At 69.4% G+C, this 26,193-nt stretch carries 27 protein-coding genes and 3 pseudogenes; 10 read left to right on the top strand and 20 right to left on the bottom strand.

Features of this window, described 5'->3' with window-relative positions:
• The first annotated feature begins 129 nt into the window (after positions 1 to 129).
• The 4 genes and pseudogenes from ACIRF9_RS43040 to ACIRF9_RS43025 form a co-directional block, all read left to right on the top strand.
• Positions 130 to 1,788: a hypothetical protein gene (locus tag ACIRF9_RS43040; RefSeq protein WP_403834253.1), complete on the top strand. Its 1,659-nt coding sequence runs from the start codon at positions 130 to 132 to the stop codon at positions 1,786 to 1,788.
• Positions 1,789 to 1,816: 28 nt separating this feature from the next.
• Positions 1,817 to 2,074 carry a hypothetical protein gene (locus ACIRF9_RS43035; RefSeq protein WP_403834251.1) on the top strand — a complete coding sequence of 86 codons (258 nt, stop codon included), beginning with the start codon at positions 1,817 to 1,819 and terminating at the stop codon, positions 2,072 to 2,074.
• A gap of 90 nt (positions 2,075 to 2,164) precedes the next feature.
• Positions 2,165 to 2,725 (top strand): DM13 domain-containing protein, encoded by a 561-nt coding sequence (locus ACIRF9_RS43030; protein ID WP_403834248.1) that lies wholly within the window; start codon positions 2,165 to 2,167, stop codon positions 2,723 to 2,725.
• Positions 2,674 to 3,048: pseudogene (locus ACIRF9_RS43025) on the top strand (recombinase family protein); the annotation flags it as partial. The gene ACIRF9_RS43030 and the pseudogene ACIRF9_RS43025, both read left to right, overlap by 52 nt.
• Positions 3,049 to 3,075: 27 nt before the next feature.
• On the opposite strand, the gene ACIRF9_RS43020 reads toward ACIRF9_RS43025, so the two are convergent.
• The 11 genes and pseudogenes from ACIRF9_RS43020 to ACIRF9_RS42970 form a co-directional block, all read right to left on the bottom strand.
• The gene (locus ACIRF9_RS43020) at positions 3,076 to 3,723 is read right to left on the bottom strand and encodes a DNA-3-methyladenine glycosylase I (RefSeq protein ID WP_403834245.1); all 648 of its coding nucleotides are present in this window, start codon (positions 3,721 to 3,723) and stop codon (positions 3,076 to 3,078) included.
• Positions 3,720 to 4,004 (bottom strand): YciI family protein, encoded by a 285-nt coding sequence (locus ACIRF9_RS43015; RefSeq protein ID WP_403834242.1) that lies wholly within the window; start codon positions 4,002 to 4,004, stop codon positions 3,720 to 3,722. The genes ACIRF9_RS43020 and ACIRF9_RS43015 overlap by 4 nt, the downstream gene beginning before the upstream one ends.
• An 8-nt stretch (positions 4,005 to 4,012) precedes the next feature.
• The gene (locus ACIRF9_RS43010) at positions 4,013 to 4,579 is read right to left on the bottom strand and encodes a TetR/AcrR family transcriptional regulator (RefSeq protein WP_403834239.1); all 567 of its coding nucleotides are present in this window, start codon (positions 4,577 to 4,579) and stop codon (positions 4,013 to 4,015) included.
• 363 nt (positions 4,580 to 4,942) lie between these two features.
• Positions 4,943 to 5,866 carry a hypothetical protein gene (locus ACIRF9_RS43005; RefSeq protein ID WP_403834237.1) on the bottom strand — a complete coding sequence of 308 codons (924 nt, stop codon included), beginning with the start codon at positions 5,864 to 5,866 and terminating at the stop codon, positions 4,943 to 4,945.
• Positions 5,867 to 5,876: 10 nt separating this feature from the next.
• On the bottom strand, positions 5,877 to 7,607 hold the full coding sequence (locus ACIRF9_RS43000; protein WP_403834234.1) for a hypothetical protein: 1,731 nt from the start codon (positions 7,605 to 7,607) through the stop codon (positions 5,877 to 5,879).
• Entirely contained in the window at positions 7,604 to 8,359 is a 756-nt protein-coding gene (locus tag ACIRF9_RS42995; RefSeq protein ID WP_403834231.1) for a hypothetical protein, read from the bottom strand. The genes ACIRF9_RS43000 and ACIRF9_RS42995 overlap by 4 nt, the downstream gene beginning before the upstream one ends.
• A gap of 355 nt (positions 8,360 to 8,714) precedes the next feature.
• Positions 8,715 to 9,032 (bottom strand): annotated as a pseudogene (locus tag ACIRF9_RS42990) (transposase); the annotation flags it as partial.
• 133 nt (positions 9,033 to 9,165) lie between these two features.
• Positions 9,166 to 9,273, bottom strand: a pseudogene (locus ACIRF9_RS42985) (site-specific integrase); the annotation flags it as partial.
• Positions 9,274 to 9,565: 292 nt separating this feature from the next.
• Complete coding sequence (locus ACIRF9_RS42980; RefSeq protein WP_403834228.1) at positions 9,566 to 10,261, bottom strand: hypothetical protein; 696 nt, start codon at positions 10,259 to 10,261, stop codon at positions 9,566 to 9,568.
• A gap of 111 nt (positions 10,262 to 10,372) precedes the next feature.
• Positions 10,373 to 10,840 (bottom strand): DUF6192 family protein, encoded by a 468-nt coding sequence (locus ACIRF9_RS42975; RefSeq protein ID WP_403834226.1) that lies wholly within the window; start codon positions 10,838 to 10,840, stop codon positions 10,373 to 10,375.
• Positions 10,841 to 10,842: 2 nt separating this feature from the next.
• Positions 10,843 to 11,031 (bottom strand): hypothetical protein, encoded by a 189-nt coding sequence (locus tag ACIRF9_RS42970; RefSeq protein WP_403834223.1) that lies wholly within the window; start codon positions 11,029 to 11,031, stop codon positions 10,843 to 10,845.
• Between the two features lie 918 nt (positions 11,032 to 11,949).
• Here ACIRF9_RS42970 and ACIRF9_RS42965 point away from each other — a divergent pair.
• Positions 11,950 to 12,150 (top strand): hypothetical protein, encoded by a 201-nt coding sequence (locus tag ACIRF9_RS42965; protein WP_403834222.1) that lies wholly within the window; start codon positions 11,950 to 11,952, stop codon positions 12,148 to 12,150.
• Positions 12,151 to 12,361: 211 nt separating this feature from the next.
• On the opposite strand, the gene ACIRF9_RS42960 is transcribed toward ACIRF9_RS42965, so the two are convergent.
• The 6 genes from ACIRF9_RS42960 to ACIRF9_RS42935 form a co-directional block, all read right to left on the bottom strand.
• Positions 12,362 to 12,688: a hypothetical protein gene (locus ACIRF9_RS42960; protein WP_403834220.1), complete on the bottom strand. Its 327-nt coding sequence runs from the start codon at positions 12,686 to 12,688 to the stop codon at positions 12,362 to 12,364.
• Between the two features lie 67 nt (positions 12,689 to 12,755).
• Positions 12,756 to 14,054 carry an ArsB/NhaD family transporter gene (locus ACIRF9_RS42955; RefSeq protein WP_403834218.1) on the bottom strand — a complete coding sequence of 433 codons (1,299 nt, stop codon included), beginning with the start codon at positions 14,052 to 14,054 and terminating at the stop codon, positions 12,756 to 12,758.
• Positions 14,051 to 14,512, bottom strand: coding sequence for a hypothetical protein (locus ACIRF9_RS42950; RefSeq protein WP_403834216.1), 462 nt, complete (start codon positions 14,510 to 14,512; stop codon positions 14,051 to 14,053). The genes ACIRF9_RS42955 and ACIRF9_RS42950 overlap by 4 nt, the downstream gene beginning before the upstream one ends.
• Positions 14,499 to 15,734, bottom strand: a complete 1,236-nt coding sequence (locus ACIRF9_RS42945; protein ID WP_403834213.1) for a cation:proton antiporter — start codon at positions 15,732 to 15,734, stop codon at positions 14,499 to 14,501. The genes ACIRF9_RS42950 and ACIRF9_RS42945 overlap by 14 nt, the downstream gene beginning before the upstream one ends.
• A gap of 169 nt (positions 15,735 to 15,903) precedes the next feature.
• Positions 15,904 to 16,335 (bottom strand): hypothetical protein, encoded by a 432-nt coding sequence (locus tag ACIRF9_RS42940; RefSeq protein WP_403834210.1) that lies wholly within the window; start codon positions 16,333 to 16,335, stop codon positions 15,904 to 15,906.
• Between the two features lie 213 nt (positions 16,336 to 16,548).
• Positions 16,549 to 17,058, bottom strand: coding sequence for a nitroreductase family deazaflavin-dependent oxidoreductase (locus ACIRF9_RS42935; RefSeq protein ID WP_403834208.1), 510 nt, complete (start codon positions 17,056 to 17,058; stop codon positions 16,549 to 16,551).
• A 173-nt stretch (positions 17,059 to 17,231) separates the two neighbouring features.
• Between ACIRF9_RS42935 and ACIRF9_RS42930 the strand changes: the two genes are divergently transcribed.
• From ACIRF9_RS42930 to ACIRF9_RS42920, 3 genes are all read left to right on the top strand, one after another.
• Complete coding sequence (locus ACIRF9_RS42930; RefSeq protein ID WP_403834205.1) at positions 17,232 to 18,326, top strand: PP2C family protein-serine/threonine phosphatase; 1,095 nt, start codon at positions 17,232 to 17,234, stop codon at positions 18,324 to 18,326.
• A 34-nt stretch (positions 18,327 to 18,360) separates the two neighbouring features.
• Entirely contained in the window at positions 18,361 to 18,897 is a 537-nt protein-coding gene (locus ACIRF9_RS42925; RefSeq protein WP_403834203.1) for a MarR family winged helix-turn-helix transcriptional regulator, read from the top strand.
• A gap of 151 nt (positions 18,898 to 19,048) precedes the next feature.
• Positions 19,049 to 19,765 carry a hypothetical protein gene (locus tag ACIRF9_RS42920; RefSeq protein ID WP_403834201.1) on the top strand — a complete coding sequence of 239 codons (717 nt, stop codon included), beginning with the start codon at positions 19,049 to 19,051 and terminating at the stop codon, positions 19,763 to 19,765.
• Here ACIRF9_RS42920 and ACIRF9_RS42915 read toward each other — a convergent pair whose 3' ends face one another.
• The 3 genes from ACIRF9_RS42915 to ACIRF9_RS42905 all read right to left on the bottom strand — a co-directional run bounded on the left by ACIRF9_RS42915 (position 19,766) and on the right by ACIRF9_RS42905 (position 22,834).
• On the bottom strand, positions 19,766 to 20,506 hold the full coding sequence (locus ACIRF9_RS42915; protein ID WP_403834198.1) for a DUF4142 domain-containing protein: 741 nt from the start codon (positions 20,504 to 20,506) through the stop codon (positions 19,766 to 19,768).
• A 164-nt stretch (positions 20,507 to 20,670) separates the two neighbouring features.
• Positions 20,671 to 20,916, bottom strand: a complete 246-nt coding sequence (locus ACIRF9_RS42910) for a hypothetical protein (RefSeq protein ID WP_403834196.1) — start codon at positions 20,914 to 20,916, stop codon at positions 20,671 to 20,673.
• Between the two features lie 109 nt (positions 20,917 to 21,025).
• On the bottom strand, positions 21,026 to 22,834 hold the full coding sequence (locus ACIRF9_RS42905) for a chloride channel protein (RefSeq protein ID WP_403834194.1): 1,809 nt from the start codon (positions 22,832 to 22,834) through the stop codon (positions 21,026 to 21,028).
• A gap of 985 nt (positions 22,835 to 23,819) precedes the next feature.
• Between ACIRF9_RS42905 and ACIRF9_RS42900 the strand changes: the two genes are divergently transcribed.
• Positions 23,820 to 25,595: a copper resistance CopC/CopD family protein gene (locus ACIRF9_RS42900; RefSeq protein WP_403834191.1), complete on the top strand. Its 1,776-nt coding sequence runs from the start codon at positions 23,820 to 23,822 to the stop codon at positions 25,593 to 25,595.
• Between the two features lie 226 nt (positions 25,596 to 25,821).
• Positions 25,822 to 25,983, top strand: coding sequence for a hypothetical protein (locus ACIRF9_RS42895; RefSeq protein WP_403834188.1), 162 nt, complete (start codon positions 25,822 to 25,824; stop codon positions 25,981 to 25,983).
• The last annotated feature ends 210 nt before the right edge of the window (positions 25,984 to 26,193 follow it).

Below are 26,193 nucleotides of genomic sequence, written 5' to 3'. Positions count from 1 at the left end.
GGGCATCGGTGATCCGACGGGCAGTTCCTGCAGGAACAGGACTTCATCGACGAACAGAAGTTCCACCTCGACCGCGAGCGCCGGCAGAGCCGACTGCTGCGGTTCACCGGTGTCGCCACCGGTCTGACGGTGACCTCGGACGCCGAACGCCGGATCACCGTGGCCGCCGGCATGGCGGTGGACGCGCTGGGCCGCCACCTCGTCCTGGCGGCCGGCACGACCCTGGAGCTCGACGAGGACTTCGACGACCAGCAGGGCATCGAGGTGCACCTGGCCCACCGGGAGACCGCGACGGACCTGACGCCCGACGAGGCGCCCGGCGGGGCGGGAGCGCGGCGCTGGGACGAGAGCCCCAGGATCGTGGTGGTGGCTCCGGACGGCACCACCGCGGTCGCCCCGGACGACGCCCCGCGCGATCTGGACGACCACACGGTGCTGCTCGCCCGGCTCGCGGTCGCGAACGACCAAGTCTTGGTGGACCTCACCGCGGCGCAACGCTCCACCCTCTCGGTCGCGGGCGCGCTCGGCATCGGTACCACCGCCCCCGGCAGCGACCTGGAGATCGGCGACTACGGACCGCGGGACCGGCACCTGACGTTCAAGGTCGGCGGTGACGGCCATCGGAGCGGGATCCGGCTGCGGGCCGGGTCGGAGAGCGCCGACGAGGGCTACTCCCTGGAGTACGACCGGCGGCCGGTCGCGGGAGTGGGCCTGCACGTCAGGACCCACGGCCCCGACGACCCCGAGGACGGCACGACGAGGCTCTTTGTCTCCCCGGACGGCGACGTCGGCATCGGCACCACCGTCCTGGACAACACCGACGCGTGGGACCGGGTCGTCGACGTGATGGGCGCCACGAAGACCCGGCTGTCGGTGCGGACGCAGAACATCGAGGGGCGCGTGGTGGCGCACCAGGGGGGCGCGTTCGGCGCGGCGGCGGGCATGGCCGTGGCCACCGTGTCCGCCAGCCCGCTGACCCTGGTCACCTCTGTGGCGCCCCGGCTCAGCGTCACCGCCGCCGGCCATCTGGGCATCGGGACCAACACGCCTGCGAACGTCGACGGGTGGGGCCGGGTCGTCGACGTGGTGAGCACCGCCGGTGCCAAGCTGGCCGTGCGGAGCAAGTCGGTCGACGGGCAGGTCGTGGCCCACGACACGGGTGTGTACGGCGCGGCTCCGGGCATGGTCGTGGGTACCGCGACCACCAGCCCGCTGACCTTCGTCACCAGCCAGGCCAGCCGGCTCACCATCGGCGGGTCCGGCAACGTCGGCATCGGCCCCAACAAGCCCACGTCCAGACTGACCGTCAGCGCCGAGGACAACCACCTGCAGCTGCGCCGGGAGAGGATCGAGCCGGACGAGGACAACAAGTACGTCTTCCTGGAGCTGTACCAGGACGACACCGGACCGGCGACTCTTCCCGCGGTGTCCTTCAACATCAGGTTCATGCATCGCGGCTATTTCCAGCATCGGATCGAGGCTGGACGGTACGGGTTTCACTTCAAACACGGCGACCTGGCTGACGACACATACCGGGACATCTACGCCGCGCGGGTCACCGCCACGGAACTGACCGTCGGATCGGTCACCATCGGCGAAGCCGAGCTGGCCGTGCTGAAGAGACTCGCCGCAGGGGAGTTGAAGGTCACGCTCTTCAACCCCCGTCTTGCGGAGTACCTCTATGCCGACAATCGGAAGGCGGACACGGACAAGCACTACGCCCTCACGCACGTCGCACCAACGGCCACGTTCGGCGACTGGGTTGTCCAGCCCCTGGCTCAGGCATGACCACGCACCCCTGTGAAAGGCGACCGTTATGAGAGCAGAGATCGAAAAGCGCGTCTCCGAACTGGAGGCCGAATACCGCGAAGGCCAGCGGATGCTCGCCGACCTGGAGGCCAGGCAGGCAGACCTCCAGCAGACCGTGCTCCGCATCAGCGGCGCCCTCCAGGTGCTGAACGAACTGCTGGCCGCCGACGGCGCCTCGGACGCGGCGGCCCGGCTGTCCGAGCCGCTCGTGGGCGATGCCGGGCAGACGGAACAGGGCCCGACCGGTCTCGCCGTGGCGACGTAAGGGTTTCGTCATCGCTCGGGGGCTCCACGACGCCCGCCCACCGCGTTGAATGAGACGGTGACGGAACGATCTCCCGGAAGGCGAAGAGGAATGCGGCGGACTCGGAAGGCACGGCGCGGACGGCTGATCAGCGCTGCCCTGGCAGTGGTCGTCGCGGGGGCGGGATTCGGGCTGTACTGGTTCCAGCCGTGGAAGCTGTGGCAGAACGAGACAGTGAAAGAGGCATTGCCCGGCACGGTGCAGACGTCCGGAACTCCCCGTGCGAAGCCTTCCGTCACCGTCTCCCCGGCCCCCGGGCCGCAGACGGTGGCCAGCGGCGAGCTGGTCAGCCACGAACACGCCACGTCCGGCACGGTGAAGCTGATCCGGCTGGCCGACGGCTCCCATGTCGTCCGGCTGGAGAACCTCGACACGAGCAACGGACCGGACCTGAGGGTGTGGCTGACCGACGCGCCGGTGAAGGAGGGACAGGCCGGCTGGCACGTCTTCGACGACGGGGAGCACGTCAGTCTCGGCAGGCTCAAGGGAAACAGGGGCAGCCAGAACTACCCCGTGCCCGATGGCGTGGAACCGTCTCGCTACTCCAGTGTCAGCATCTGGTGCGACCGCTTCGACGTCTCGTTCGGCGCGGCCGAACTGGTCGGCTCCTGAACCGACCTCGGGATCGATGGAACCGAGGTTGTCGGTGCCTCACCGCGGCGGGGTGCCGGCGCGTCTTCGCCGACACGAAGTCCCGTAAGGACGACCTGCGCCAAGAACTCAAGGCGTGTCACGGCTTCCTGCAGTCCGGCGACACCCTGGTGATGCCCGCGCTCGACCGCTACGGCCACTTGCCCAAGGACCTGGTGAACATGTGCGGCGAGTCCCGGCGCCGGGGGGTCGGCTCCTGCCCGCTGCACGACCGCCTGGACACCACCATGCCCGGCGGTCGGCTCGTCTTCCGCGTCTTCGCCCTGCTTGCCGAGCTCATCCGCGAGTTGATCGAGCTCGCTGCCAGACCGCTACCGCTGAACTCCGGCGGGACCAGTCCCACGGGCGGCTGGTCCTGGGCGGTCGAATTCCTCACGGATACGCTGGGCCTGGAGCCTGATCGTGCATTCCCGGGCGTGGTCGTTGATCAGCCCCATGGCTTGCATGAACGCGAACACCGTCGTCGGCCCGACGAACTTCCAGCCGCGCTTCTTCAGGTCCTTCGACAACGCGACCGAAGCTGGGGATGTCGACAGGGTTTGCGGCTCGGCCAGGTCGCCTGCGTCGGGTTCGTAACGCCACACGAATGCCGCCAGTGATCCCTCGCGTTCGACCAGTTCCTCCACCCGTCGGGCGTTGTTGATCACTGCCTCGATCTTGCCGCGGTGCCGGACGATGCCCGCGTCGCCCAGGAGTCGCTGGACGTCGCTCCGGTCGAATCGGGCGACGGCCGGGACCTCGAAGCCCGCAAAGGCGGCTCGGAAGTTCTCGCGCTTGGCGAGGATCGTGCGCCAGCTCAGTCCGGACTGGAAGCCCTCCAGGCTCAGCTTCTCGAACAGGCGACGGTCGTCGCCGACGGGAAAGCCCCATTCGGTGTCGTGGTAGGCGAGGAACTCGGGGGCGGCTCGACTCCAAGGGCAGCGCGGCTCGCCATCGGGGCCGAGGAAAGGCGCCGTCACAGCAGGAAACTCAGCCGCTCGTTCGCCATCCCGGGCGCGATCTCGATGATCTCCGCCCTGACGACGTCCTGTGCGACGAACGGGTCCTCGTCGACGCGCTTCTGCAGCAGTTCGTGCGAGGTGTCGTGGGCGAGGACCGCGCCGCCGAGGCCCGGCTGGATGCTGCCGACCAGCAGGAAGACCCCGTCGTCCAGACCGCGCTTGATCCACTCCTGGTGGCCGGCCATGTGCTGCCCGGCGGCGGCCTTGTTGTCGGAGAACCGAAGCAGGACCACGAACATGCGATCTCTCATTTCTCGTAGGTGTGCAGCCAGTTGCGCATACGGTCGACTTCACGCTGGATGAATCCCTCGTCGCGGAAGGCGTTGGCCATGACGGCGACGCCTTGGCTGAAGGCGAGCACGCGCATCGCCAGCTCGTCGGCCTGCTCGGCTGCCCCGAGCAGCGCGAACTGCTCGCGGAGCCAGGTGCGGAACAAGGCGAACGGACGGCCGGCCTGGCCGAGCATGGCGTGGTCCAGCTTGGCCAGCTCCGTGGTCAAGGTGCCCACGGGGCAGCCGTAGTCCTGAATGTCGGCGCGGTTGGTCGACACGATCTCGATGTACCGCATGATCCGGCCGGCCGGGGTGGACGCTTCGGCCTCCCACTGCTCCAGCATCCGCCGGGTGTCGGCGAGGCGGGCTTCGATCACCGCGTCCAGGATCGCGTCCTTGGACTTGAAGTGGTAATAGAAGTTGCCCCGCGACAGGCCGACGGCTCTGGCGATGTCCGCGAACGAGGTGTGCTCGTAGCCGTGATGGTAGAAGAGCCGGTCGGCTGCCGCGACGATCTGCTCGCGGGTCGCCGCAGCAGTCACAGTGATCTCCTCACGTCGTAGGACAGTCGACCTAGAGCCATCAACGTAGGTCAGCTGTCCTAGATCGTCAAGCGGTTGACACCACCGGTGCGGGCGATCTGACATGACGGCGCTCTGGGGCAACGGTCCTGCGATTCGCCACAGCGCTGGAGTTCCCCACGCCCCTCGAATTGTTCGCGCCGTTCGCCGGCGCCGACGGGTGCGTTTCGCTGTTGATGGTCGCCCACTACCGCCACCTCACCAGCGCACCTTCGACATTTCCAGCCACTTGACGATCTACAGGAGCTTCAGAGTCAAGATGAGAGCCGTGTCTGAACCGGTGATCCGTTCGGCAATTGGTGGACTTCTGGTCGAAGGCGATGCTCAGAGTCGGCGGACGTACCACAGCACGGCGGCCACCACAGCGACGGCAAAGATCACGACCAGCACCGTGATCCCGTGGCTGCCGACGATGCGGACATCGGCGGCCAGGGCAATCCAGGCAAAGAGAGCCGGCAGGAAGCAGGCGACCAGGGTACGAAGCGCCACCAGGAGAAGCCCCGGCCGCAGGATGGCCTGCTGCGCCGGCTTCTGCGCGTCCGATGTCTCATGCGGGGCGAAGTGGCGTGCGGTACGTGCGGCAAGTCGGTGGGTCGCGCGTCGGTACATCTCCCCGCTCGCCGGGACCCAGACGAGCGGCAGCACCATGCCGATGGCGACCAGCGCTCCCACGCCCGCCCACAGCGCGGCTTTTCCGATCTTTCCGCGCGGTTGGTCCTCCGGAGCGAGCAGGCCGATGAGATACGCCTGCCGCCTGACCGTACTGAGCCAGCTGCTGCGAGATGCGTCGGCCCCGCTGCCGGGTTTCGTGTTCCTCAACGCCGACTCGGCTTGTCCGATGGTCGGATAGACACCCTGGATCACCAGAATGTCCGCCACCACCGCCTGATCTCTGGGGTCGCGTCCGGACAGGGCGGCCAGTTCAAGCACCATGCGGAGCTGTGCGAGCAGTGCGCCGCAGAACGCAAGCGGCAGCAGCACCATGAGCGGGCCTCCCAGGAACGACCCCTCAACCACGGCTGTGCGCACCCCACGGCGTACCACCCGCTCCTCCAGATCGTCGGCGTTTGCCTCACGTGCCGACGTGGACTGCTGCTGGGCAACCCACTCCGCCGCTGCCGGGCCGAGGAGTTCGACGGCGAACACAGCCATGCGTTCCGGCATGTGGCGGGGATCGGAGCGGACCGTCCTCAGCAGTCTCCTGGTCGCGCCGGGAGTACGGCGCCCCGCCGGCTCGGCGTCGTTCATCCTTCGCAGGCTAGCCAGCGTCTGACGGTGACGGTGACGAGGCACTGGGGCATGTCGAGCCGCCGATCGACTTCGGGATGTACACGCCGCCCGTGCAGGGTGCGACCTGGAAGATGTAAAGGGAGCCTTGGGTGCCCATCATGTACACGCGGCCGCCGTATCCGATGTTGATGAGGCTTCCTGTGGTCGTGGCGGGATGGGCCTCGCTCTGGGCGAGAGTCTTTCCGGTCTTCTCTTCCAGCCACATCAGTGTTTCCTCGTAGTTGGAGTCCTCGGCGAACGCCTTGGCGGGGGTGTTGTCGAGGACGTTCTGTGTCAGGAGGACCCGCTGGTCGGTCGGTCCGATCGTGGCGAAGTAGTCGCCCATGGTGATGTCGTCCCGCTGCCATTTGACGGTCATCTTGCCGGTCGCCTGGTCGAGGTGGACGGCCCAGATGCCCGGGACGAGCCAGTCCTGCATGAACAGCAGGCTGTTTTCGGGGTCGGTGGAGAATGCGGCTGCGGACGTGCTCAGGCTCGCTCCACGGGCCGGCAGCTTCTCGCCCCACGGGCACAGGCGGCTGGAGTCGTTGGGATCGTCCTGGCTGACCGCGAACGCGCAGATGGGCACGGTTTTCGATGGCGCGGCGTTGGCGTTGGCGATGATCCACTTGCCGATAACGGCGGGGGCGTCACCGGCGCCCTGGCCCTTGAGCAGGTACTTGGGTGCCCACTCTTTGTCTTCGGTGAGCTTTCGGGCCTGCTCGTCCCAGCGGACTCGGATGATGGTCTCGGTTCCGGCGATGTAGCTGTAGATGTTGTTCTGCCAGGTCGTCACGATCGGGCGGGCCACGACGGCCTGGCTCAGTTTGATCTCGTTGACGACCGCGAGCGTCTCCGGGTCGAGGACAGCCATGGTCGTCTTCGGGTTCGCTGCGGTGGCTCCGGGGCAGGAAGACAGGGCGTAGTTGCCGTAGGTATTGCATCCGGCCGCACGGTTCTGGCTCTTGAGCAGGATGTGGCCCCGGTCGTCGGGCAGGATGTGGAACCCGTCGAAGTTGGCGTCTTTCTGCGGGCCGTCGAGCATCCGCACCTCTTCATGGGCGAGGATTGCGCCCGTACCGGGGTCGAGGCGGTAGACGTGCGGGCCGAATGCCGCGTAGACGCCGCTCTTGCCGACCGCCATGCTCGGGGCGGGGTTGAACTGGCCGTTGATGTTGATGTTCAGCAGTGGTCGGCGCCAGATCTCCTTGCCGGTCGAGGGGTTGAACTTGGACACGTACGGTCCGGGCGCGTAGACCTCCAGTCCGCTGCTTCCGCCGATGAGGTAGGCGTCGTTGGGTCCGCCGAAGGTGACGAAGACGATGCCACCAGGGTAGTTGGTCTCGGACTTGTACATGAAGACCTGGTTGGGCCCCTTGGAGTCACCGGTCCACGTCGCGCACGGGTATACGCCGCTGTGGATCGAGTCGGTGTGCTCGGGGGCCCCGATCACGGGCGGGTAGTTCACCATGCTGTTGGCCGGGTCGGCGGCGTAGCTCTTCATGCACGCGACCTCTGTGGGGATCGCGTTCAGATCCCCCGTGAGGGGCCCGGTGTTGGCCAGGGGGCTTTCGGCGAACCCGCTGAGGCTGTTCGCGATCTGGGGCGTGGCGCCCTTCACCAGCGGCACGATGATGAGCACCGCCAGCACAGCCACCGCCACGACCACCTCGAGCAGCGGCTTGAGGACACGCCAGAGAGCATGCAGGAACCGTCTCATGCCCCTGCCCCTTCCGTCGTGGGCCTGGTCGGGACGGGCCCCGACTTCGCGGGCTCCTCGGGGCGGCGGTATTCACGGAAGGTGAGGACGAGGCTGGCGAGCAGAAGCCACACCACGAAGGCGGTCCACCAGGTCCACAGCCCGAGTGCCCCGGTGGCGGGGTTGAGTACTCCACTCAGCCAGAACGGGCTGGTGAACGCCAGTACGGACAGCACCGCGGTCAGCAGCGCCAGCCATCCCAGCCAGCGGCTCATCGCCCCGGTGTGCAGGATCACCTTGCCCACCGCGAAGAAGAACAGCGAGAGCACTCCGCCGCCGAGCGCGAACAGCACAGCCGAACAGGTGAAGAGGGCGGGTGCGGCGTTCGCCTGCGCCGGACTCGTCGTCAGTAGCACCGAGTACGTCAGAGCAAGGCCTACCAGCATCAGCACCGAACCGGCACCCGCCCCGACCAACGCGATCACAGAGCCCCGCGCCGACTGACCCTCGGCTTCGCTCAGGACCCGCCACAAGGACCCCAAGAACCAGAGGAACAGAGCGATCCCCAAGGTGGTGAACAGCACCTGCAACCTGATCTGGTTCGGGTTCTGGGAGAAGAAGTCATTCACCGTCTGTGCGTTCTCGATCGACGGGTACGGCGTGTCCCCTGTGGGATCGGTGCTCATGAACATGATGAATGCGATCACGAACATGACCGTCGCGAGCAGCCCGCTCGCCGCACCCATCTGGTCCCAGTCGCGGCGTTCAGCCACGGAACCGCTCCTCTCCTGAAAACGCGCCTCGGCGTTCTCCAGCTACCTGCGGGGCATCCGTCCCTACAAGGTCGATGGAACGCAAGCGGCTATACCTTTGCCTGATTCGGCACATTAGCCCGGTGGATGATCTAAGTCATATTTTATGTATCTTTAGAGTGATTTGACTTGATCCGGACTGGGCGTCCCGTTTTCTGTGGCCGTGGGATCAATAGCCGGCGACAAGCGGCCCGCGCGCAAGCCCAGCATGGTCAGGAAGAAGAATGCGACACCTGCGAGAACGACCACCGCGCGGCGGTGTTCACCCCTGATCCGGAAATCCTCGCGCATCTCAGGCTGCCTGCGCGAGGTAGTACGGGGTGACATCGCGCCGGTCGGCGGGCTTGGCCTTGCGGCGGGTGAGGCGGCGGGTCATGAGGGTGATCGCAGCCCATGTGATCAGCGATTCACTGACCTCGGGGAGGTGTTCGTGGTCGCGGCAGTGACGGCGGGCCCTCGTGATCCACGACCAGGAGCGCTCCACCACCCACCTGCGCGGCAGGACGACGAAGCCCTTGGCGTCCGGCGGGCGCCGCACCGTTTTGATGGTGATGTCGAGGTACTTCTTCGCCCAGTCCACCAGCTTCCCCGCGTAGGCGGAGTCCGCCCAGACAATGGCGATCTCGGGGTGCGTAGAGGTTGCAGAGTCCTCCCGTTTCCCGTCGTGACCACGCGACCTGCGAGTTCTCGCCCGTCTGATGCAATTCCCGAGGGTTCAGGTAGATCTCCGTGGTGGATAGATGAGCGTGGCCGAGGACCCACTGCACGTCGGTCAGCGACATCTGCGGGTCGCGGGCCATCCGGTAGGCCGCGGTGTGCCGGAGGTCGTGCAGGGTCCAGTTCGACCCGAGCAGGTCGTTGGCGCGGTTCAGCATGGCCCGGACGGCGTGGTAGTTCAGGTGCCGCCACGGACGCCGCAGGGTCCACCACAAGGTGTGGTTGCGGCCGCGGGGTGCCCCCTTGCACCAGGCCTCCTCCTGGCCCGCCGCAGCCAGACGAACGCGTCGGTGGAGGCGGGAAGCTGCTGGTAGGCGCCGGTTCCCTTGCGCGTCACGCCGATGAGCTGCTGGCCGGGCAGGGCGTCTTTCTCTCGGCTGGTGAGCAGTTCCTCGGCGCGGGCACCGGTGGAGACCCAGCAGGCGAGCAGGGCCCGGTCGCGGTTGTACTTCAGCGTGGCGAACAGTGCGTTGAACAGCTCGTCGGGATCCGCCGCGGGATGCGCTTGGGGACTTTCGACCGGTAGCGGCCCTGCCGCTCGGGACGGAAGGGGGCCATCGGGTTGTGGTGGGCATGAGCCCGGCTAGCGCGGCGGGAGCGGTCCAGCGGGAAGGGATTGACGATCGGCCCGGTGCCTTCTTCGAGGTGGAAGTCGTAGAAGGTCCGCAGCACCGTCTCGCAGTGGGCTCGAGTGGAGGCTGCGTACTTCTGGCTCGGCGCGGGCCTGCCAGTGACGGGGTTCGGCGTCCCTGGTGCCGCCCGACGCGATCCTCGCTGAGTGGGCACGGTGTCCGCCGGGATGCCCTTGCGCTGGTGCCGCCAGTGCACGCGTACCGGTTTGTCGGCGAGCTGAAACCAGAGGGAGAAGTCCCGGGCCTCGATCCTGGTTGCCTGGTTCCAGGGCACATCCAAGGCCCACAGGAAGCGGTACCACCGAAGCAGATCCATGCCGTACGAGCGGATTGTCGTTGGCGGCTTCGACGCAGCGTGGAGCTCCGCAACGTAAGCCGCCACCGGCTCCACGGCAGTCCCGGCCGGGTCAACCAGCACGTATGGCTTCCACGGATCTCCGGTCTCGACTAACCGGCCGATTTCAGGCAGGACAAAGCTCGCCAGGTCCCTCCCGGGACCGGTTGGATCAACCATGGCGGGAACCTAGCAGAACCGCATCTGACCTGCGAAAACTCCGGATCTAGTTCAGTCAAAACACCGCGCACCCGTGCCACGTTCGCATGCACGACGGTGCGTCGTCATCGATCAGATGCCGATGGGACTGGTCCGCTCGAAGTGCTCGCGGGCATGGCGGCTGTGCTCGACCTGGGCGTGATTGACCTGGTGCCTGGCCGTGTCGTCGCTCATGGCACGGAAGGCGACGTCCGGGCGGCGCAACATGTCCGTGGTCCCCTTGCCCGCTACCTCCTCATCGCGGGCCAGGATGTGGATGGCGTTGACCTTCTCCTGCGTGGTCACTTGGTGCCCGACCCGCCGCTTGGCCGCATCCGGAGTCCACCAGCGACGGACGGTAGACTCGTCCAGCGGCGGGTGCTCCAGCGCGTCGAACCGCTCGGTCTCGTCCGCGATGTGCGCCAGAGTTCGGTGGACGGTGTAGGAGACGTCATCTCGGCGGCGGTTCCCGGGGAACCGCGAGGCCGTCCAGCGCCGGCTCGCCACCGCGGCATAACTCAGACCGATGTCCTCCGCCAGCATGAACAGCGCCTCACGCACCGTCAGCAGGTCCTCGCCGGGGCCGTCTCCTGCTGCCCGCCATGTGGGCGCATCGGCTCGATCTCCAAGGCCCGGTCCCCAATTTGGAACTGCCCCTTCGTCTGCTGCAGCACCACATCCCGCAGCTCGGCCACGATCTGTTCATACCGCTGCCTGCTGACGCTTCCGACCTTGTTCGTGACGGCCGCCATCGTGGCCACCACCCCTCGCGGCCGGAGCCCGGTGGACCGGACCGCCGGTGAGAACACCCCGGTCCTGCCAACACCGGTGTCGCATCCGCCAGATCATCCTCCGACAATGGCGAGAACTGGCGGAAAGTGGGCGAGCCATATGAAAAATGGGGCCTGTTGACCGTTCACTCAAGCGTCACCCGGACGGCTCGGCGAACGCATCCCTCCGATGGCGCCAAGCCCTCTTGCGGCAGCCGGGCGAGCAGTACACCGCGTCGCCGCGGTGATCCACCCCACCAACCCGGCCCACCCCGCACTCCGGGCAGATCCGCCGCCCCTCACCGTGCTCCAATGCCGTCACTCGCCGCCGTAACCGCTGCACCCGGCGCCACTGCCTTGAACGACACAACCCCGAGCAGTACACAGCCCGGGGTGCGGCATCCGGCCCCAACAGCACGCCACACCCGGGACAACGCCGCTCGCTCAGCGGCCCGCTGACCCCGGCCACTCGATCAGCCCAGCCCCGCCCAACGGCCCAGAAAGCCGGTTCGGAAACGGGCACTGATGCAGGTTATCCACGTGCTTGGTCGGCGCGATACGCCGCTGCAGTGACCGCCCGTCCCGCGAGGTAACCCGTTCGTGCGTGCCGCGCCCCGTTTCCTGACGCCTCGTCGACGGCGTCCTGACGGCATCCGGCATGCGGACCCTTGTGAAGACTGCCGGTGGGCGGCAGTGCGCGGACCGGTGGCCGTCGAGGAAGATTGGTTCAGGGAAGCACGGTTCCGATGCCGGACACCGGAAGGTGCGGCCACCGGAACTGGAAGCAACACCGCTGCCGGACCCGGACGTCCAATGGACTTCAGCGACCGGTACACCACCCGTGCTCACCCGCCCACGCTGCGGTGAGCACAGGTCTTGTACCGAGAGAGAGGAGCAGCTGTGACGCCGTTTCTCGTGCCGCTCGCCGTGGCTGCCCTGGTCGTGGCCGTCTGCACGACGGTGCTGGTCCGTCGGGACCGGCGCCGGATGGCGGAGAGCGTGGAGAGCCTCCGCATCGAGACGGCCGCCACTCGTGGCCTGCGGGACTCCCGCCGCAGGGCGCATGCCTACCAGAACCGGTTCTTGCGCGAGCACGACTGAGCGCCTGGACCTTCGCAGGTCCGGGAGCGCCTTCGCCGGGGGCTGCGCTGGCCGCCGCCCCCAGGAGTTCGAACAGCAGACGCGAGGCCTGACCGCTTCGTATCCGAACGCCGGGTCGAGGGCGCACGTGACGGGTTCCCAGCCGGCGGGAAAGGCTGCTGCGCTCGGCGTCGTACATCGCCGGAGCAGGAGCCGTCGCGTTGACGCGAACCTAGCGCGGTGTGTCCCGCTGCGGCTGCCGGGAAGCGAAACGCTCGGCGAGTTGCGAGCCGCACATCAGACCGGCGGCGAACATCATCAGCCCGAACTGCGCGGGAGACGCCAGGAACGCCGACTCCTCGTCGTCCAGGCCGCTCAGCCGGATCACCGGCGTGACCATCCCGCTCGCCCAGAGCACCAGCAGTGCGACGCCCCGGACGCGGACTCCCGCAGGGCTGAGGCGTAGCCGCACCCATCGAGGAGCCCAGCCTCGCCATGAAGCGAGGGCGAGCGGCAGAGCAAGCAGCGACCAGCCGCACAGCCACAGCAAGTCGAACACGAGTCACCCTTTCTGTTTCCTGTCGGATGTGCCGCGCCATGCCGGCGCATCCGACACCGTTTCCGCTTCAGGCCGACGCGAAGTAGCGCAGCCACACGTACCCGGCCGACAGCGCCACCGTGACGACGGTGACCACGAGGCCGTACTTGGTGAACTGCCAGAAGGAGATGGGCTGGCGGTTGCGTTCGGCGATACCGAGGACGACGACGTTGGCGCTGGCGCCGATCGCGGTGGCGTTGCCGCCGAGGTCCGCGCCGATGGCCAGCGCCCACCACATGACGTGGTCGGGGTCGCCGCCCATGCTGTGCACGAGGTCGGAGGTGATCGGGGCCATGGTGGCGACGTAGGGGATGTTGTCCACGATGCCGGACAGCACGGCCGAGGCGCCCAGCAGCAGCATGGAGCCGCCGAGTTCGTTGTCGCCGATGGCGTCGGCGAGCGAGCGGGAGATCTCGCCGATCACGCCCGTCTCGATCAGGCCGCCGATCATGATGAACAGCCCCGCGAAGAACGCCAGCGTGGGCCACTCGACCTCACCCAGAACGTCACGCGTCTCCGCGGAGGAGACAGCGATCAGCAGGCCGGCGCCGAGCAGGGCGACGACGCTGGGCGCGTAGTGCAGCACCGGATGCAGCACGAACCCGGCCACTACCAGGGCCAGTACCGCGAGCCCCTGGACCAGCAGCCGGGGGTCGCTGATGGCTTCCTTCTCCTCCAGCGCCATGATCTCCTCGGCGCGTGTCTCGTCGTAGACGAAGGACGCGCGGAACAGGAAGCGGCACAGGGCGAGGAGAACCACCACCAGAACCGCCGACAGCGGGGCGAGGTGGACGAGGAAGTCGTTGAAGGACAGCCCGGCACGGCTGGCGATGATGATGTTCGGCGGATCACCGACCAGGGTCGCCGTACCACCGATGTTCGACGCGAACACCTCGGCGATGAGGAAGGGCGCGGCGGGCAGCGCGAGTCGCTCGCAGACCAGGAGGGTCACGGGGGCGACCAGCAGGACCGTGGTCACGTTGTCGAGGAGCGCCGAGGCGAGCGCGGTGATCACGACGAGCATCACCATGACCCGGAACGGCCTGGCCCGTGCCCGCTTCACCGCCCAGATGGCCAGGTACTCGAACATGCCCGTCTTCTTCAGCACGCCGACGATCATCATCATGCCCATGAGCAGGAAGATGACGTTCCAGTCGACGCCGGAGTGCTCGGAGAAGAAGGCCGACGAGTCGTCGGTCGCGCCGATCGCCAGCATCAGCGCGGCACCGCCCAGCGCGGCGCCGACCCGGTGGATCTTCTCGCTGATGATCAGGCCGTACGTGGCCACGAATACGACGACCGCCGCCCAGCTCTGCCAGTTGTTCACGTTCCTCCGACAAGTCGTTCCGACAGACGGGCCGCCGTATCCGCCCCCACCAGCCGGGGGCGGCCGTCGCCATGGCGCTCGACGACGGCGACCAGCGGGGTGTGGGTGCGGGCCACGAGAGCCGCGACGTGCGTGACTCTCGCCTCCAGGGTGACCGCCGGTGGTCGCACCCGGTGGCGTGGCAGCCACTGCGCCACCGTGAGCCTGGCGAGCCTCTCCAGCGCGTCGTCCAGGACCCGGTCGTCGAATCCCGCGGCGTACTCCGGGTCCGTCAGCGCCTCGGCGGGCAGAAGCGGGCCGATCAGCTGCGGGCCCGCCACCGCGGCGTACGGCCACCCGGCACGGTCCACGACCAGCAGCGCGGGCAGCCGCCGCTCGACCAGCAGCCGGGCCGCGCCCCGCGCGTCGTCGTCCACGCCGACGCACGGATAGGGCTCCGAGAGGTCACGCGCCGACACGGTCGGCCCCCTGGGCGGTCCGGGGTGAGTCGTTGCCGCCGGACACACCGGCCAGGTCCTCGACATCGAACATGCGGGCGATCGGCACGTCCGTCGAGCTGTGCGCGACGATCGAGAACGCGATGCACACCGCGATGAGCGTGTACGCCTCCTCGCCCTGCGGAATCCCCGCCTGGAGCACCAGCAGCCCGTACACGACCGAGGCGAACCCCTTGGGCCCGAACCAGGCGGCGACCAGTTTCTCCTGGCGGGTGAAGCGGGTGCCGAGCAGCGACAGCAGCAGCGACGCCGGCCGGATGAGGACGATCGCCAGGACCACGGCGACGTACCCGCCGAACGACAGGTCCCCGAAAAGCTGCGGTGTCAGCAGCGCACCGAAGACCAGCAGTGCCGCGAACTTGGCCAGCTCCGCCAGCGCCTCTCCCAGCGGCTCGAACGACTCCTTCGCCTCCAGGGAACGCGCGGTGAGTACGGCGCCCGCGGAGAAGGCGGCGAGGTAGGGATTGGCGTGCGTCAGGTGGCAGGCCGCGTAGAGGATAACGCCGATCGCCAGCGGCAGCAGCGGTTGCAGCTTCGGCTCGGCGCCCAGCAGCCGGAACCGCACCAGCTCGATCACCGCGAACGGCAGGACGACGCCGAAGACCAGTCCGAGGGCGAGTTCCAGGGCGATCTTTCCGAGCGACGCCTCGGCGTGCCCGGTGGTCGGCCCGGCCGCGGCGATCAGGACCAGGACGACCGGCAGGGCCAGCCCGTCGTTGATGCCGCTCTCCACATTCAGCAACTGCCGCAGCTTCGCCGGGACTTCCTTGCGACTGACGATGGCGGAGGCGAACACCGGATCGGTCGGCGCGAGCACCGCTCCGACCAGGAAAGACGTCGTCCAGTCCAGGCCCACCAGGTAGTGGGTGATCAGCGCCATGCCCACGAACGCCAGCGGCATGCCGAGGCCGAGCGCACGGGCCGGGCTGCGCCAGTTGGCCCGCAGCTTCGGGAACGAGACGTGCATGCCGTCGGTGAACAGCACCGCGAACAGCGCCAGGTCGGCCGTGACGGACACGATCTCGCTGTCCGGGGTGATGTGGATCAGTCCCAGGAAGCCGTCGCTGACGAGCGCGCCGCCGACCAGGAAGAGGAAGGAGGTGGACAGGACGGTCCGGGCGGCCAGACCTGACAGCAGTACCGCGATGAGCAGCGCCACCCCGAACACCACGACGAGCACCATGACCCGGACCCCCGATCGGTGAAGAGACTTGTCCCTGAACCGCCGACCAGACTTCCCGGCACACCGTGGGGAACCCTACACGTTCTTTACGCGACGATGGCAGGTCCTTGACGCGCACCTCTGCGCTCCTGTGCGTTGCCGGAACCCGGCAACGCACAGGAGGCGGTGGTTACTCGGGGCTCGTTCCGCGAACGGGGGGCGGAGTAGCCGGACCGTCGGCGGTCGGCGGATCGTCGGTGGCGCTCTCGGACTGACCCGCCGTCGGCCGGTTGCGTCCCCCCGACGCCCCAGGGGCCTCGGCGGGCAGCCAGGAGAAGAGTCCCAGCAGTGCCACGAAGGCGGCCACAGCGCCCAGGATCCGCAGCACCCGTCGGGTCCTCGCCCGGACGTCGAGGTGCCGCCATGAAGGGTCGGGCCATGGGTCGTCCGGCAGCCAGATGTCGCCGATGGAATCGGTCTCAGGCAGGAGGGTGCCGTCGCGGTGGGCCGCGCGCTCGCGCGCCGAGGGCTCCCGCGGGGCGGATCTGCGGATCGCTTCCTCGGTGTCGGTGAGGAACTTCAGCCAGACACTCTCGGGGACGAGAGGATCATGGGGAGTCACTGCGTGCGACCTCTCCCTTTCCGGGCAGTGGGGAAGTCTGCCGACGGCCGGCACGCCTGACCCGTGCCGCATCCAATGTGCCAGCTTCACTCCTGGGCGCCGAATCGGCGGACGACCGCCGGCCGACTCCCCCGGACTCGATCATTGCACAGTGCAAAATAAGATCGCCACCCCATGGTCCAACGGGGGTGTCGCGTGTCCCGTGTCCGTGTGTCAGCGGAGTGGGTGCTGCGGGTCGAACGCTTCGAGGCGGACGAACGGGATGGCTCGGCCCGCCTCGCGGTACGACGACTCGCCGCGGTCGGTGGGCAGGCCCAGGAATCCGCACAGCCGGCGAGCCGCCCGAGGGTGGCGCCGGGCGTACTCCGCCATGATGTCCGAGCCTTCGTCGGCAGAGAGGAAGACCGCGGTGACGGCGTGATGGCGGTTGCCGGACTGTATGACGGTCTTCGGGTGCGCGCGCAGGTTGCGGAACCAGTCCGAGGCGGGACCGAAGCCCGCGGCGACGGTCCATGAGCGGCTCGGCGCCTCGTGCGCCACGACCTCCAGGACCGCCTGGCGGTCGAGGCCGGTCCTGCGGCCCACGTGGTGCAGGAGCAGGAAGCGCCCGCCCATGACGGGGCCCAGTCCGGCCCGGAAGAGGAAGACGGGGGTGCGGGCGGCCAGGCGTCGCCAGCCGGTGGGGAGGGGTGGATTGACGGAACGGGTCTCTCTGTGGGGCAACGTCGCCTGCCATGAGGGTCGTCGGGCGCCGCTCGGGGCTCGATCGGGTAGAGGGCTGGTGTGGAGGCCGCTTCAGTGGGGCAACTTTTGCATAGTCTAAACTCGGCAGGGGTGCCTTTGCCTGCTGATGGGGGAAGGCTGCCCCGGAGTCGCGACACCGCAGGAGGACGTCCATGGCCACGACCAGACGGGTGCCCCGTTCCGGTTCCGGGGTCCTGGCCTGGATGCCGGTGGCCGCGATGATCGTGGTTGCCGTCGCGGACGTCGTGGCCGGACCGGGCGTGGGGTTCCTGCCGCTCGTCTCGCTCGGGCCCGCCTTCGCGGGGCTGGTGGGAGGCTGGCGGCGGACCGCGCTGATCGGCTTACTCGCTCTGGTGCTCTGCCTCGCCCTCGGGATCTACGACGGCCTGTTCGAAGGCCGTCGTGGCTTCACCGCGCTGGTTTCGGTGGCCGGTGTCACGGGGGTGGGCATTGCCGCGGCCGTGATGCGCTCACGCCGGGAGGCCGAGCTGGCCAGCGTGCGCTCCATCGCCGAGGTGGCTCAGCGGGTGCTGCTGCGCCCGGTGCCGAGAACCGCGGGCCCGCTGCAGGCGGCGGTGTCGTACACCTCCGCCGTCGCGGAGGCGCGCATCGGTGGCGACCTGTACGAGGTGGTCGCCTCGCCGCACGGCATCCGGGTCATCGTGGGCGATGTCCAGGGCAAGGGACTGGCCGCGGTGGAGACGGCCGCCGTGGTGCTCGGCGCCTTCCGGGAGGCGGCCCACGACGAGCCCGATCTGATGGGGCTCGGGGAACGGCTGGAGCGGAGCGTGGCCCGGGAACTCGAGGGGGAGAAGTTCGTCACGGCCGTTCTCGCCGAGATCGGGCGGGACGGCGGGGCGGTGTTCCTGAACTACGGGCACCCACCTCCCATGGTCGTACGCAGGGACGGCGCGGTGGAGTTCCCCGAGCCGCTCGCCTACGCGCTGCCGCTGGGCCTGGGCGCCCACGGGGCCGAGGGGCCCAAGCCCTACCAGGTGGACTTCGAACCGGGTGAGCAGATCCTGCTGTACACCGACGGGGTGAGCGAGGCGCGGGACGAGGGCGGGGCGTTCTACCCGCTCGCAGACCGGGCCTACCTGCTCAAGGAGCCGGACGCGCAGCTGGCCCTGGAGGCGGTGAGGGAGGACCTGGTACGGCACACGGCCGGGCCGCCGCACGACGACGCGGCGATGCTTCTGCTGCGGTTCCATGGTCATGAGAAGGGAAAATCTGTTCCCGACGCGTGAGTGACCAGGAGCTTCGGCACGATAGAAAGGACATATGCCGGAGCACACGAGCCCCCTCGGGGCCATGGACGATGTCGACGAGGTCACCCGGGCGGTGCTGACCGCGTCCCGGCTGCTGGTGGCCGTCTCCGCCCGCTCGCTGGCGGCGGTCGAGGAGCGCGTCACCCTCGCGCAGTTCCGCATGCTCGTCGTGCTCTCCAGCAGAGGTGCCACCAAGCTGGTCGCCCTCGCCGACCTGCTCCAGGTGGCGCCGTCGACGGCCATGCGCATGGTGGACCGGCTCATCGCCGCCGGGCTCGCCGACCGCCGGACCAACCCCGGCAACCGCCGCGAGACCCTGCTGCAGCTCACCGACGAGGGGCGGCGCACCGTCGAGGAGGTCACGGCCCGGCGCCGAGAGGAGATCGCCGCGATCGTGGCGCGACTCAGGCCGACGCAGCGACTGGCGCTCGTCGAGGCCCTCGGGGCCTTCAACGAGGCCGGCGGGGAACCGCCCGCGCCGACGGCCGCGGACGACGCCGAACCGCATCCGCTCGGGTGGGGGCCCGACGCGGTGATGGCCCACGAGTGATCCTCCCCTGACCTCGGTGCCGCTCTGGGCTGTGTGGTCCGGACCGAGCACGGAGCACGTACCCGGCGTTCCCTCTGCTCCCGCTCGCTTTGCATAATGCAAGGGATACGGAGCCGAACTGGTCCGGGGCGGGACGGAAGGACGGGTGGCCATGCGTCGGTCGAGTCGCCCGTCGTGCCCCGTGGAGTCGCGGCTGGCGGGACATGTGCGTGCCACCGTGTGGGGGCCTGCCGAGTTCGTCGGGCTGCCGCCTCGCTGGCTGGTCGGGGAGGGGGTGCTCGCGGTCGCGCTGGCCGTTCTGGGCATCGTCGGTACGGCCATGGTCGGTGCGTGGACGGGACGTGCGGCGCTGGCCGACGGCGCGGTCGGCCTGGTGTGCGCGCTGGCCCTCGCTGTCCATCTGATCGTGGTGCGGGCGGGCCGGGCGCTGGTGGGCGTCGTCGCCGTGCTCGCGGTGGGCCTGGCGGCGCAGGCTCCGCAGGCCGCCGCCGGCGTCGTCCTGGCGGAGCAGGGGCGGGTGCAGATGGTGGAGGTGACGTCCGTACAGGACGGTGCGGACGCTCGGGGCGGGCGCAACCGGTTTCTCTGCTCCGTGGCCGACGACCGCGGTGTGCCGCTGTCGGTGCGTATCTGGCGAGGTTGCGGGCAGGCCACCCGCCCCGGCGACGCTCTCGCCGTCGTCTATGACCCACGGGGGCGGGTGCCTCCGCGCGGCGTCGTGGCCGACGGGGGAGGAGCGCTGCGTGCGCTGCTCGGCCTGGCCGGGTGGGTGGTCGCTCTTCTCGCCGTGACGGTCGCCGCGGTCGTGCGCTCCTACCGGTCGTCCATCCCGTCGGCCGGTCGGTGCGGGGGCGCCGGCAGCCGTTGATCATCCGGCTGTCGGGCTGGGTGTCGGGTTCGCGGTATTGACGTTGAGGTCGGGGCGGGGGGTGAGGACGACCATGGGGGCGCCGGGCTGGGGCGGGGGAGGGGTGAGCTGGTCCTTGGGGAGCTTGGGCGGGGTGCTCTGCTGGAAGTTGACCTGTTCGCTGTTGATCACGCCGGTGTTCTCCAGCACGGTGATGTGGTCCAGCACGGTGTCGTTGGCGAGGTCGGCGAGCTGACGGACCAGGCTGTTCCTGGTGGTCGCGCGGATCTTGGCGATGGTCGGGAAGATCTGGCCGTGCGTGACGCGCATGATGTTGGCAGCGGTGCTGTCGAACTGCCTGCCGGACTCCGCCTGCGAGGTCGCCACGAACTGCTGCTGTTGTGGGCTGGCCTGGTTGGGCAGCGTGATGTTCAGCATCGGCGCGATCTTGCGGCACATCTCGTCCAGGCCCGCGTGCCCGACGATCAGGTGCGCACCGGCTTCCTTCATCTCCGGGGTCGAGCCCTTCTCCATGGCGATCTCGCCCAAGGGGTATTCCCAGAGGCCGGCCGCCCGGACCTTGACGACGAAGTCGCGGTCCGCCTCGGTCAGAGGGCCGAACTGGGTGTTGGCGATGATCCGGTCGGGGGCGGAGGCCGTGGTCTGGATCCCGAGCATGGAGGGGTAGGCGAGGGCGCTGAGGGTCAGGGCGAGGGCTCCGCCCACGAAGACCGTGCCGAGCGTGTTGCGCGAGAAGGGCATGAGTGCCTCCCGGACGTGGTGGCGTGCGGATGTACGTCAGGAGGTACGTGCGGTCGGGGCCGATCAATCATTGCAGTGAGTAAATGTTGCATAGTCTGGAGTGACATGCGTCACGTTTACGTGGTGTCGAGTGGGTGGTGCTGACGGTCGCGTGCCGCCGTTGCTCACGTCTCGTACAGGTGGGCCGAGGCGACGCGCCCCGGGCGCATGATGCGTATCTTGTGGCCCTCGCAGGCCGGGCATTGGGGTGACTGGAGCGGGGAGGGCACCCGTTCGCCGTCGACCTGGTACTTGGCTGTGATCCGGGAGTGCTCGTCCACTGTCACGTCGATGTCGTACGTACCTTCCCAGCCGTGCCCGCAGTCGAGGCAGGCGAACGAGTATGCGCGTCGGACGTGGTCGGTGGTCATGGTCGCCTCCGGGGTTGATGGAGCCCATCGGGATTGCCTCGGCCTATTTTTGCATAGTGCAATTTAAGTAAAAAGGGCCCACGTCCCGGCTGTGGCCCGACGAGGCGGACTACACGGCTCCCGAGTGCAGGGCGCGAAGCACGTTCTGGTGACTGAGCCAGCCCACGGGCTTCTCGTGGGCGTCGTCGAGGACCGGGACTCCCGTGCCTCCCGCTGAGAGCAGTGTGTGCAGCGCCTGCCCCACGAACTGGTCGGTGGTGACGGGGGACGGCCGCTGGGCCAGCTGCCCGACCCGGGTAGGCGCGGTCTGAGGCTGCTCGGCGAGTGCCTCGGCGACGGCCTGGGCGGTGACCACGCCCCCGTAAGCCCCGGTGTCGTCCACGACGGGCAGGGCGCCGTGACCAGAGAGGCCCAGCAGGTCCGCGGCGTCGGTGAGCGGCGTCGACGAGGGCAAGGGTGAGGGCAGCGGCTCCATGACGGCGCCGACCCGCTGGGTGCCGAGCGGGGCGCCGGGCGCGGGTCCCTCCAGGTCGATGCCCCTGCGGCGCAGCTTGAGGGTGTAGACGGTGTCGCGGGACAGCAGTCGGCTCGTGGCCGTGGCGAGCACGATCGCCAGCATCAGCGGCAGGATGATCGAGTACTCGCCCGTGAGCTCGAAGAGGATCACCACAGCGGTGATCGGTGCACGGGCCGCACCCGCGAACACGGCGCCCATGCCGACCAGCGCGTAGGCCCTGACCGCGCCGGCCGTGCCGGGCAGCAGGGCGTGCGCGCCGGCGCCGTACGCGGCGCCCAGCATCGCGCCGATGAACAGGCTGGGGGCGAAGACGCCGCCCGAGCCGCCGATGCCGATCGTCAGGCTCGTCGCCAGCATCTTGCCCGCCAGCAGCAACAGCAGGAAGCCGACCGCGTAGCCGCCCTCGGTCGCCTTCTGCAGCACCGGGTAGCCGACGCCGTACATCTCGGGCAGGGCGAGCAGCACCAGGCCGAGCGCGAGGCCGCCGACTGCCGGACGCAGCCACTCGGGTCCGCGCCACAGCCAGTCGCAGGCGTCTTCGATCAGGTAGAGGACGCGGGAGAAGCCCACCCCCACCGCAGCGGCCAGGACGCCCAGTACGGCGAACAACCCGTACTGCGCGAGATGGTCCACATGGAATCCCGGCAGGGCCAGGAAGGCCACATCACCGAAGGCTGCACGGCCGATGACGCTCGCCGTCACGCTGGCCAGTACCGTCGCGCCGAACGCCTCCGCGGTGAACGTGCCCAGGATCAGTTCCATGGCGAAGAAGACGCCGGCCAGCGGCGCGTTGAAGGTGGCGGCGATACCGCCCGCCGCGCCGCAGGCGACCAGGAGCCGCATCTGTCCCTCGGTCACCCGTGCCACGCGGCCCAGGGTCGAGCCGAGCGCCGAGCCGATCTGCACGATCGGCCCCTCCCGGCCCACCGAGCCGCCCGAGCCGATGGTCAGGGCGGAGGCGAGGGTCTTCACCACGGCGACCTTGGGGCTGATCCGTCCACCTCGCTGGGCGACGGCCAGCATCACCTCGGGCACCCCGTGTCCGCGGGCCTCTTTGGCGAAGCGGTGGACGAGCGGCCCGTAGAGCAGGCCGCCGAGCACGGGCGCGAGCAGTACGAAGAACGGCCCCAGCCACGGGACGTGGGGGTTGGCGGAGCCGGGCGCGGCGGCGTAGTCGTCGTGGCCGGAGAAGAGACGGGTGAACCCGCCGATGCACCAGCGGAAGACGATCGAGCCGACACCGGCCCCGGCGCCGGTCAGGGCGGCCAGAACCGGCAGGCTCCCGGAGGCGGAGCGCAGGCGCGTAAGCCTTCGTCCGGGGGCCCGGGCCCCCGGTGCGCGTTGGGCCGCCGCCGTTTCGTCCTCGGTCGTCTCGATGGCGTGCATTACTACCCCTTCCATACGTTTGCATTATGCAAAACATGTCAAGGGTGCGGTGCGGGGGGTGAACGCCGAGGGCGCTGCCGCCGTACCCCCGAGAACGGCAGCCGGACCTGAGGGAGGAGACGGGTCGTGCGAAGCGTCGGTCTCGCGGGCCTCCCGCCCTCGGTGCGCGGAGAGCGGGTCGATCCGCTGGGCGCCTGTGTCCGTGCGGGGGCGTTCGCCCTGGCGGGCAGTGTGCTGGCGGCGCTGGGGCACCAGGCGGCCGGGGGCGCGACCGTGTCCGGGCGACTCCTCGCGGCGCTGGTCCTGCAGTTCGTCTGCGTGTGGCCGGCGGCCCGACGGCACTTCTCCCCGTTGGTCACGGCCGGATGCACACTGGCGGTCCAGGGCCTACTGCATCTGGTACTCGCCCGCGCCCCTGGGGAGCCGTTCGCCCACGTCGCGCACACCGGCTCGACGGCAGAGTCGCTGAGCGGACCCGTGGTGCCGGGTTCGGCCGACACTCACGCCTGGCATCAGGCTTCTGCCGTGATGACGGCCGTTCACGTGGGCGTCGCGCTCCTGCTGGCCTGGGTGCTGCACCGGGCCGATGCGGCCATGGAGGCCGCCAAGTCGGCGCTCCACATGACACGACGGGCCATGGAGGCCGTGGGCGGATGGCTGAGGCGGGTCAAGGCCCGACTGCTGGCGCGTCCTGTACTTCCGGCGTCCCCCATCCCGAGGGCGATGCCGTACCCGGATCCTCTCGTGCCGGTCCCGTCCCGGCCCCCGGAACGCGCACTGCCCCGCAGGGGACCACCGGTGAACCTCACCGCCTTGGTCCCCTCGTCCCTTCCCCGGGCAGGCCGAAGCCCGCCCGGTCCCATGTATCCGGAGTTCCTACTTGTCGTTGCCTCCGTTTGCCAGGGGGGTCGGCGCCACAGCCGCCCCGCTGACGCCTCTCGCTCCCTCGGGCCGGTCGGCCCCCGGTATCCGCCGCGCGGGCCTGTCCCTCCTCGTGCTGGTGGCGGCACTCGTGGGTGCCCTCTTCATCGGCGCGGCCCCCGCCTCCGCGCACGCAGTGCTCAAAAGCAGTGATCCCCGCGAGGGCGCCGTGCTGAAGACCACACCACGGCAGATCACGGTGACCTTCGACGAGGACGTCGCCCTCGTCGAGAACTCCGTCCGCGTCCTCGACCCCGACAACAGGCCCGCGACGGCCGGCGATCCGGAGCACGCCGACGGACAGGGCAACACCGCCCGTGTGCCGCTTGCGAGCGGGCTGGGGCAGGGTACGTACACCGTTTCCTGGCGTGTGGTGTCCGCGGACGGTCACCCCGTCACCGGGGCCTTCACCTTCTCCGTCGGCAAGCGCTCGCCGGCTCGGGCCGTCGTCGCCGGTCCGCCGTCCGTGCCCAGGGCCACCAGCCTGCCGTACGACACCGCGCGCCATGCCGCCTACGCGGGACTGGCACTGCTCATCGGCATCGCCGTGTTCGTCCTGGCCTGCTGGCCGACGGACACCGCCCGGCGCGTCGTGCGCCGCCCGTTCGTGGCAGGCTGGTGGGTGATCACGCTAGCCACCCTGGCCTCGCTGCTGCTGCGCGGACCGTACGACAGCGGCGAGGGGCCGGACGCGGTACTGGACCCGCGGCTGCTGAGCGGCACGATGGACAGCAGGCCGGGCGCCGCTCTGCTGGCGCGGCTGGGGCTGCTCCTCGTCCTGGCCGTGCTCGTGCGGAGCAAGAGGGTCGGGCGGGGGGCCGACCGGCGTACGACGAGGGCGGCGGGCGTCCTGCTCGCCCTTGCCCTGGCCGCGACCTGGGTCGTGGCCGAGCACGCCGCCGTCGGCGTCCAGGTTCCGGTCGCGATCGTCTCCACCGCACTGCATCTGCTCGCCATGGCGGTGTGGCTGGGCGGGCTGGCCGCCCTGCTCACGGCTCTGTACCGGGCGCCGGCCGAGGATCCGCTCCCGCCTGCCGCGGTCGCCCGTTTCTCCCGGCTGGCGTTCGTCTCGGTGACGGTGCTCGCCGCGACCGGTGTCTACCAGTCGTGGCGCGGGCTGGGCTCCTGGGACGCGCTGCTGCACACCGACTACGGCCGGACGCTGTCTTTCAAGGTGTGGACGGTGCTGGTGGTGCTGGCGGTGGCCGCGCGGTCACGGCGTTGGACCGCGCGGCTGCTCACCGTGCCCGAACCCGAGCTGGAGCGGGAGCCGGTCGCGGTGGGCGAAGGACAGGCCGACGGCTCCTCCGGAGCGGCCCCTTCCACGCCCGGTGCGGAGACGGAGCAGGCGGCACGTCGGTGCGGACTGCGTCGCTGTGTCCTGGCCGAGCTGGCGGCCGGCATGGTGGTCCTGGTGCTCACCACGATGCTGACCGGGACCCCGACCGGCCGGGCCGCCGAGGAATCGGCCGGCCTGGCGGCTCTTGTACCGGGTCAGCCCACCCAGACCCTCTCCGTGGTCCCCTTCGACACCGGCAGCACCACCCTGGGCCCCTTGGGAAGGGGCAAGGTGCAGATCGTCCTGGAACCGGGTCGTGTCGGCCGCAACGCGGTTCAGGCGGTCGTCTATGGCGCCGACGGCGGCCTCGTCCCCGTACCCGAACTGCGCCTGAAGTTCATCCTGGCCGGGAAGGGCGTGGGTCCCCTGGACGCGGGGCTCGTGGACGAGCGCGGCTACTGGGGGAGCGACAGCCTCACCCTGCCGACCGAGGGAACGTGGACGATGCGGGTCACCGTGAGGGTCTCGGAGATCGACCAGGTCACCGTGGAGAAGCCGGTCCTTATCGGCCCCTGACTGCCTCTCGCCCCGTGCTTTGCATTGTGCAAAACTTGCCGTGATGCGATCCATGCTGGGGGCGAGGGACTTGGAAGACCAACGACACGTGCCCGATTCGCCCATGTCGCGACGGTCGAGATCCCAGGGGCCCGGCCCCTGGGACTGCCCTCGCCCCCCTGGGCGGGAAGGGGGAAGGACGGCGCCCGTCGTCGTCCACGAGCCCCTCGGCACCGGAGGGCGTCCCGTGTCGGTCAGGGGCCAGGTGGTGGCCCTGGCGCGGAGCGTGGCGGACGTCCTCGCCGTCGTCCACCGGATCGGCATCGCGCTGGAGTGGGAGGAGGCCGGGGGCACACCGCTCGTCGAGTGGCAGGGAGGGGGAGTTCATGTCTGGCGCAAGCGGCGCTGACTCCCCAAAGGTGACGGAAGGCGTCGGCGACGAGGTGTCGCAGCGGCGCTGCGATGCCGCACCCATGTCCGATGAAGACTGCCGGAAGGCGGCAATGACAGTCCACCGCGGTCGGTGTGAGGATGCGGTGCGGCCGACGATCTAGTACGGCGCTGACGGCCCGCGCGCAGTGTCGGCCGATGTCCGTCACGCAGAGCAACCCTCGACGAC

The sequence above is a fragment of the Streptomyces sp. NPDC096132 genome, assembly GCF_044763345.1.
Lineage (GTDB): Bacteria > Actinomycetota > Actinomycetes > Streptomycetales > Streptomycetaceae > Streptomyces.
The sequence above is the reverse complement of the archived record's forward strand: the minus strand, read 5'-3'. Positions and strand labels throughout refer to the sequence as shown.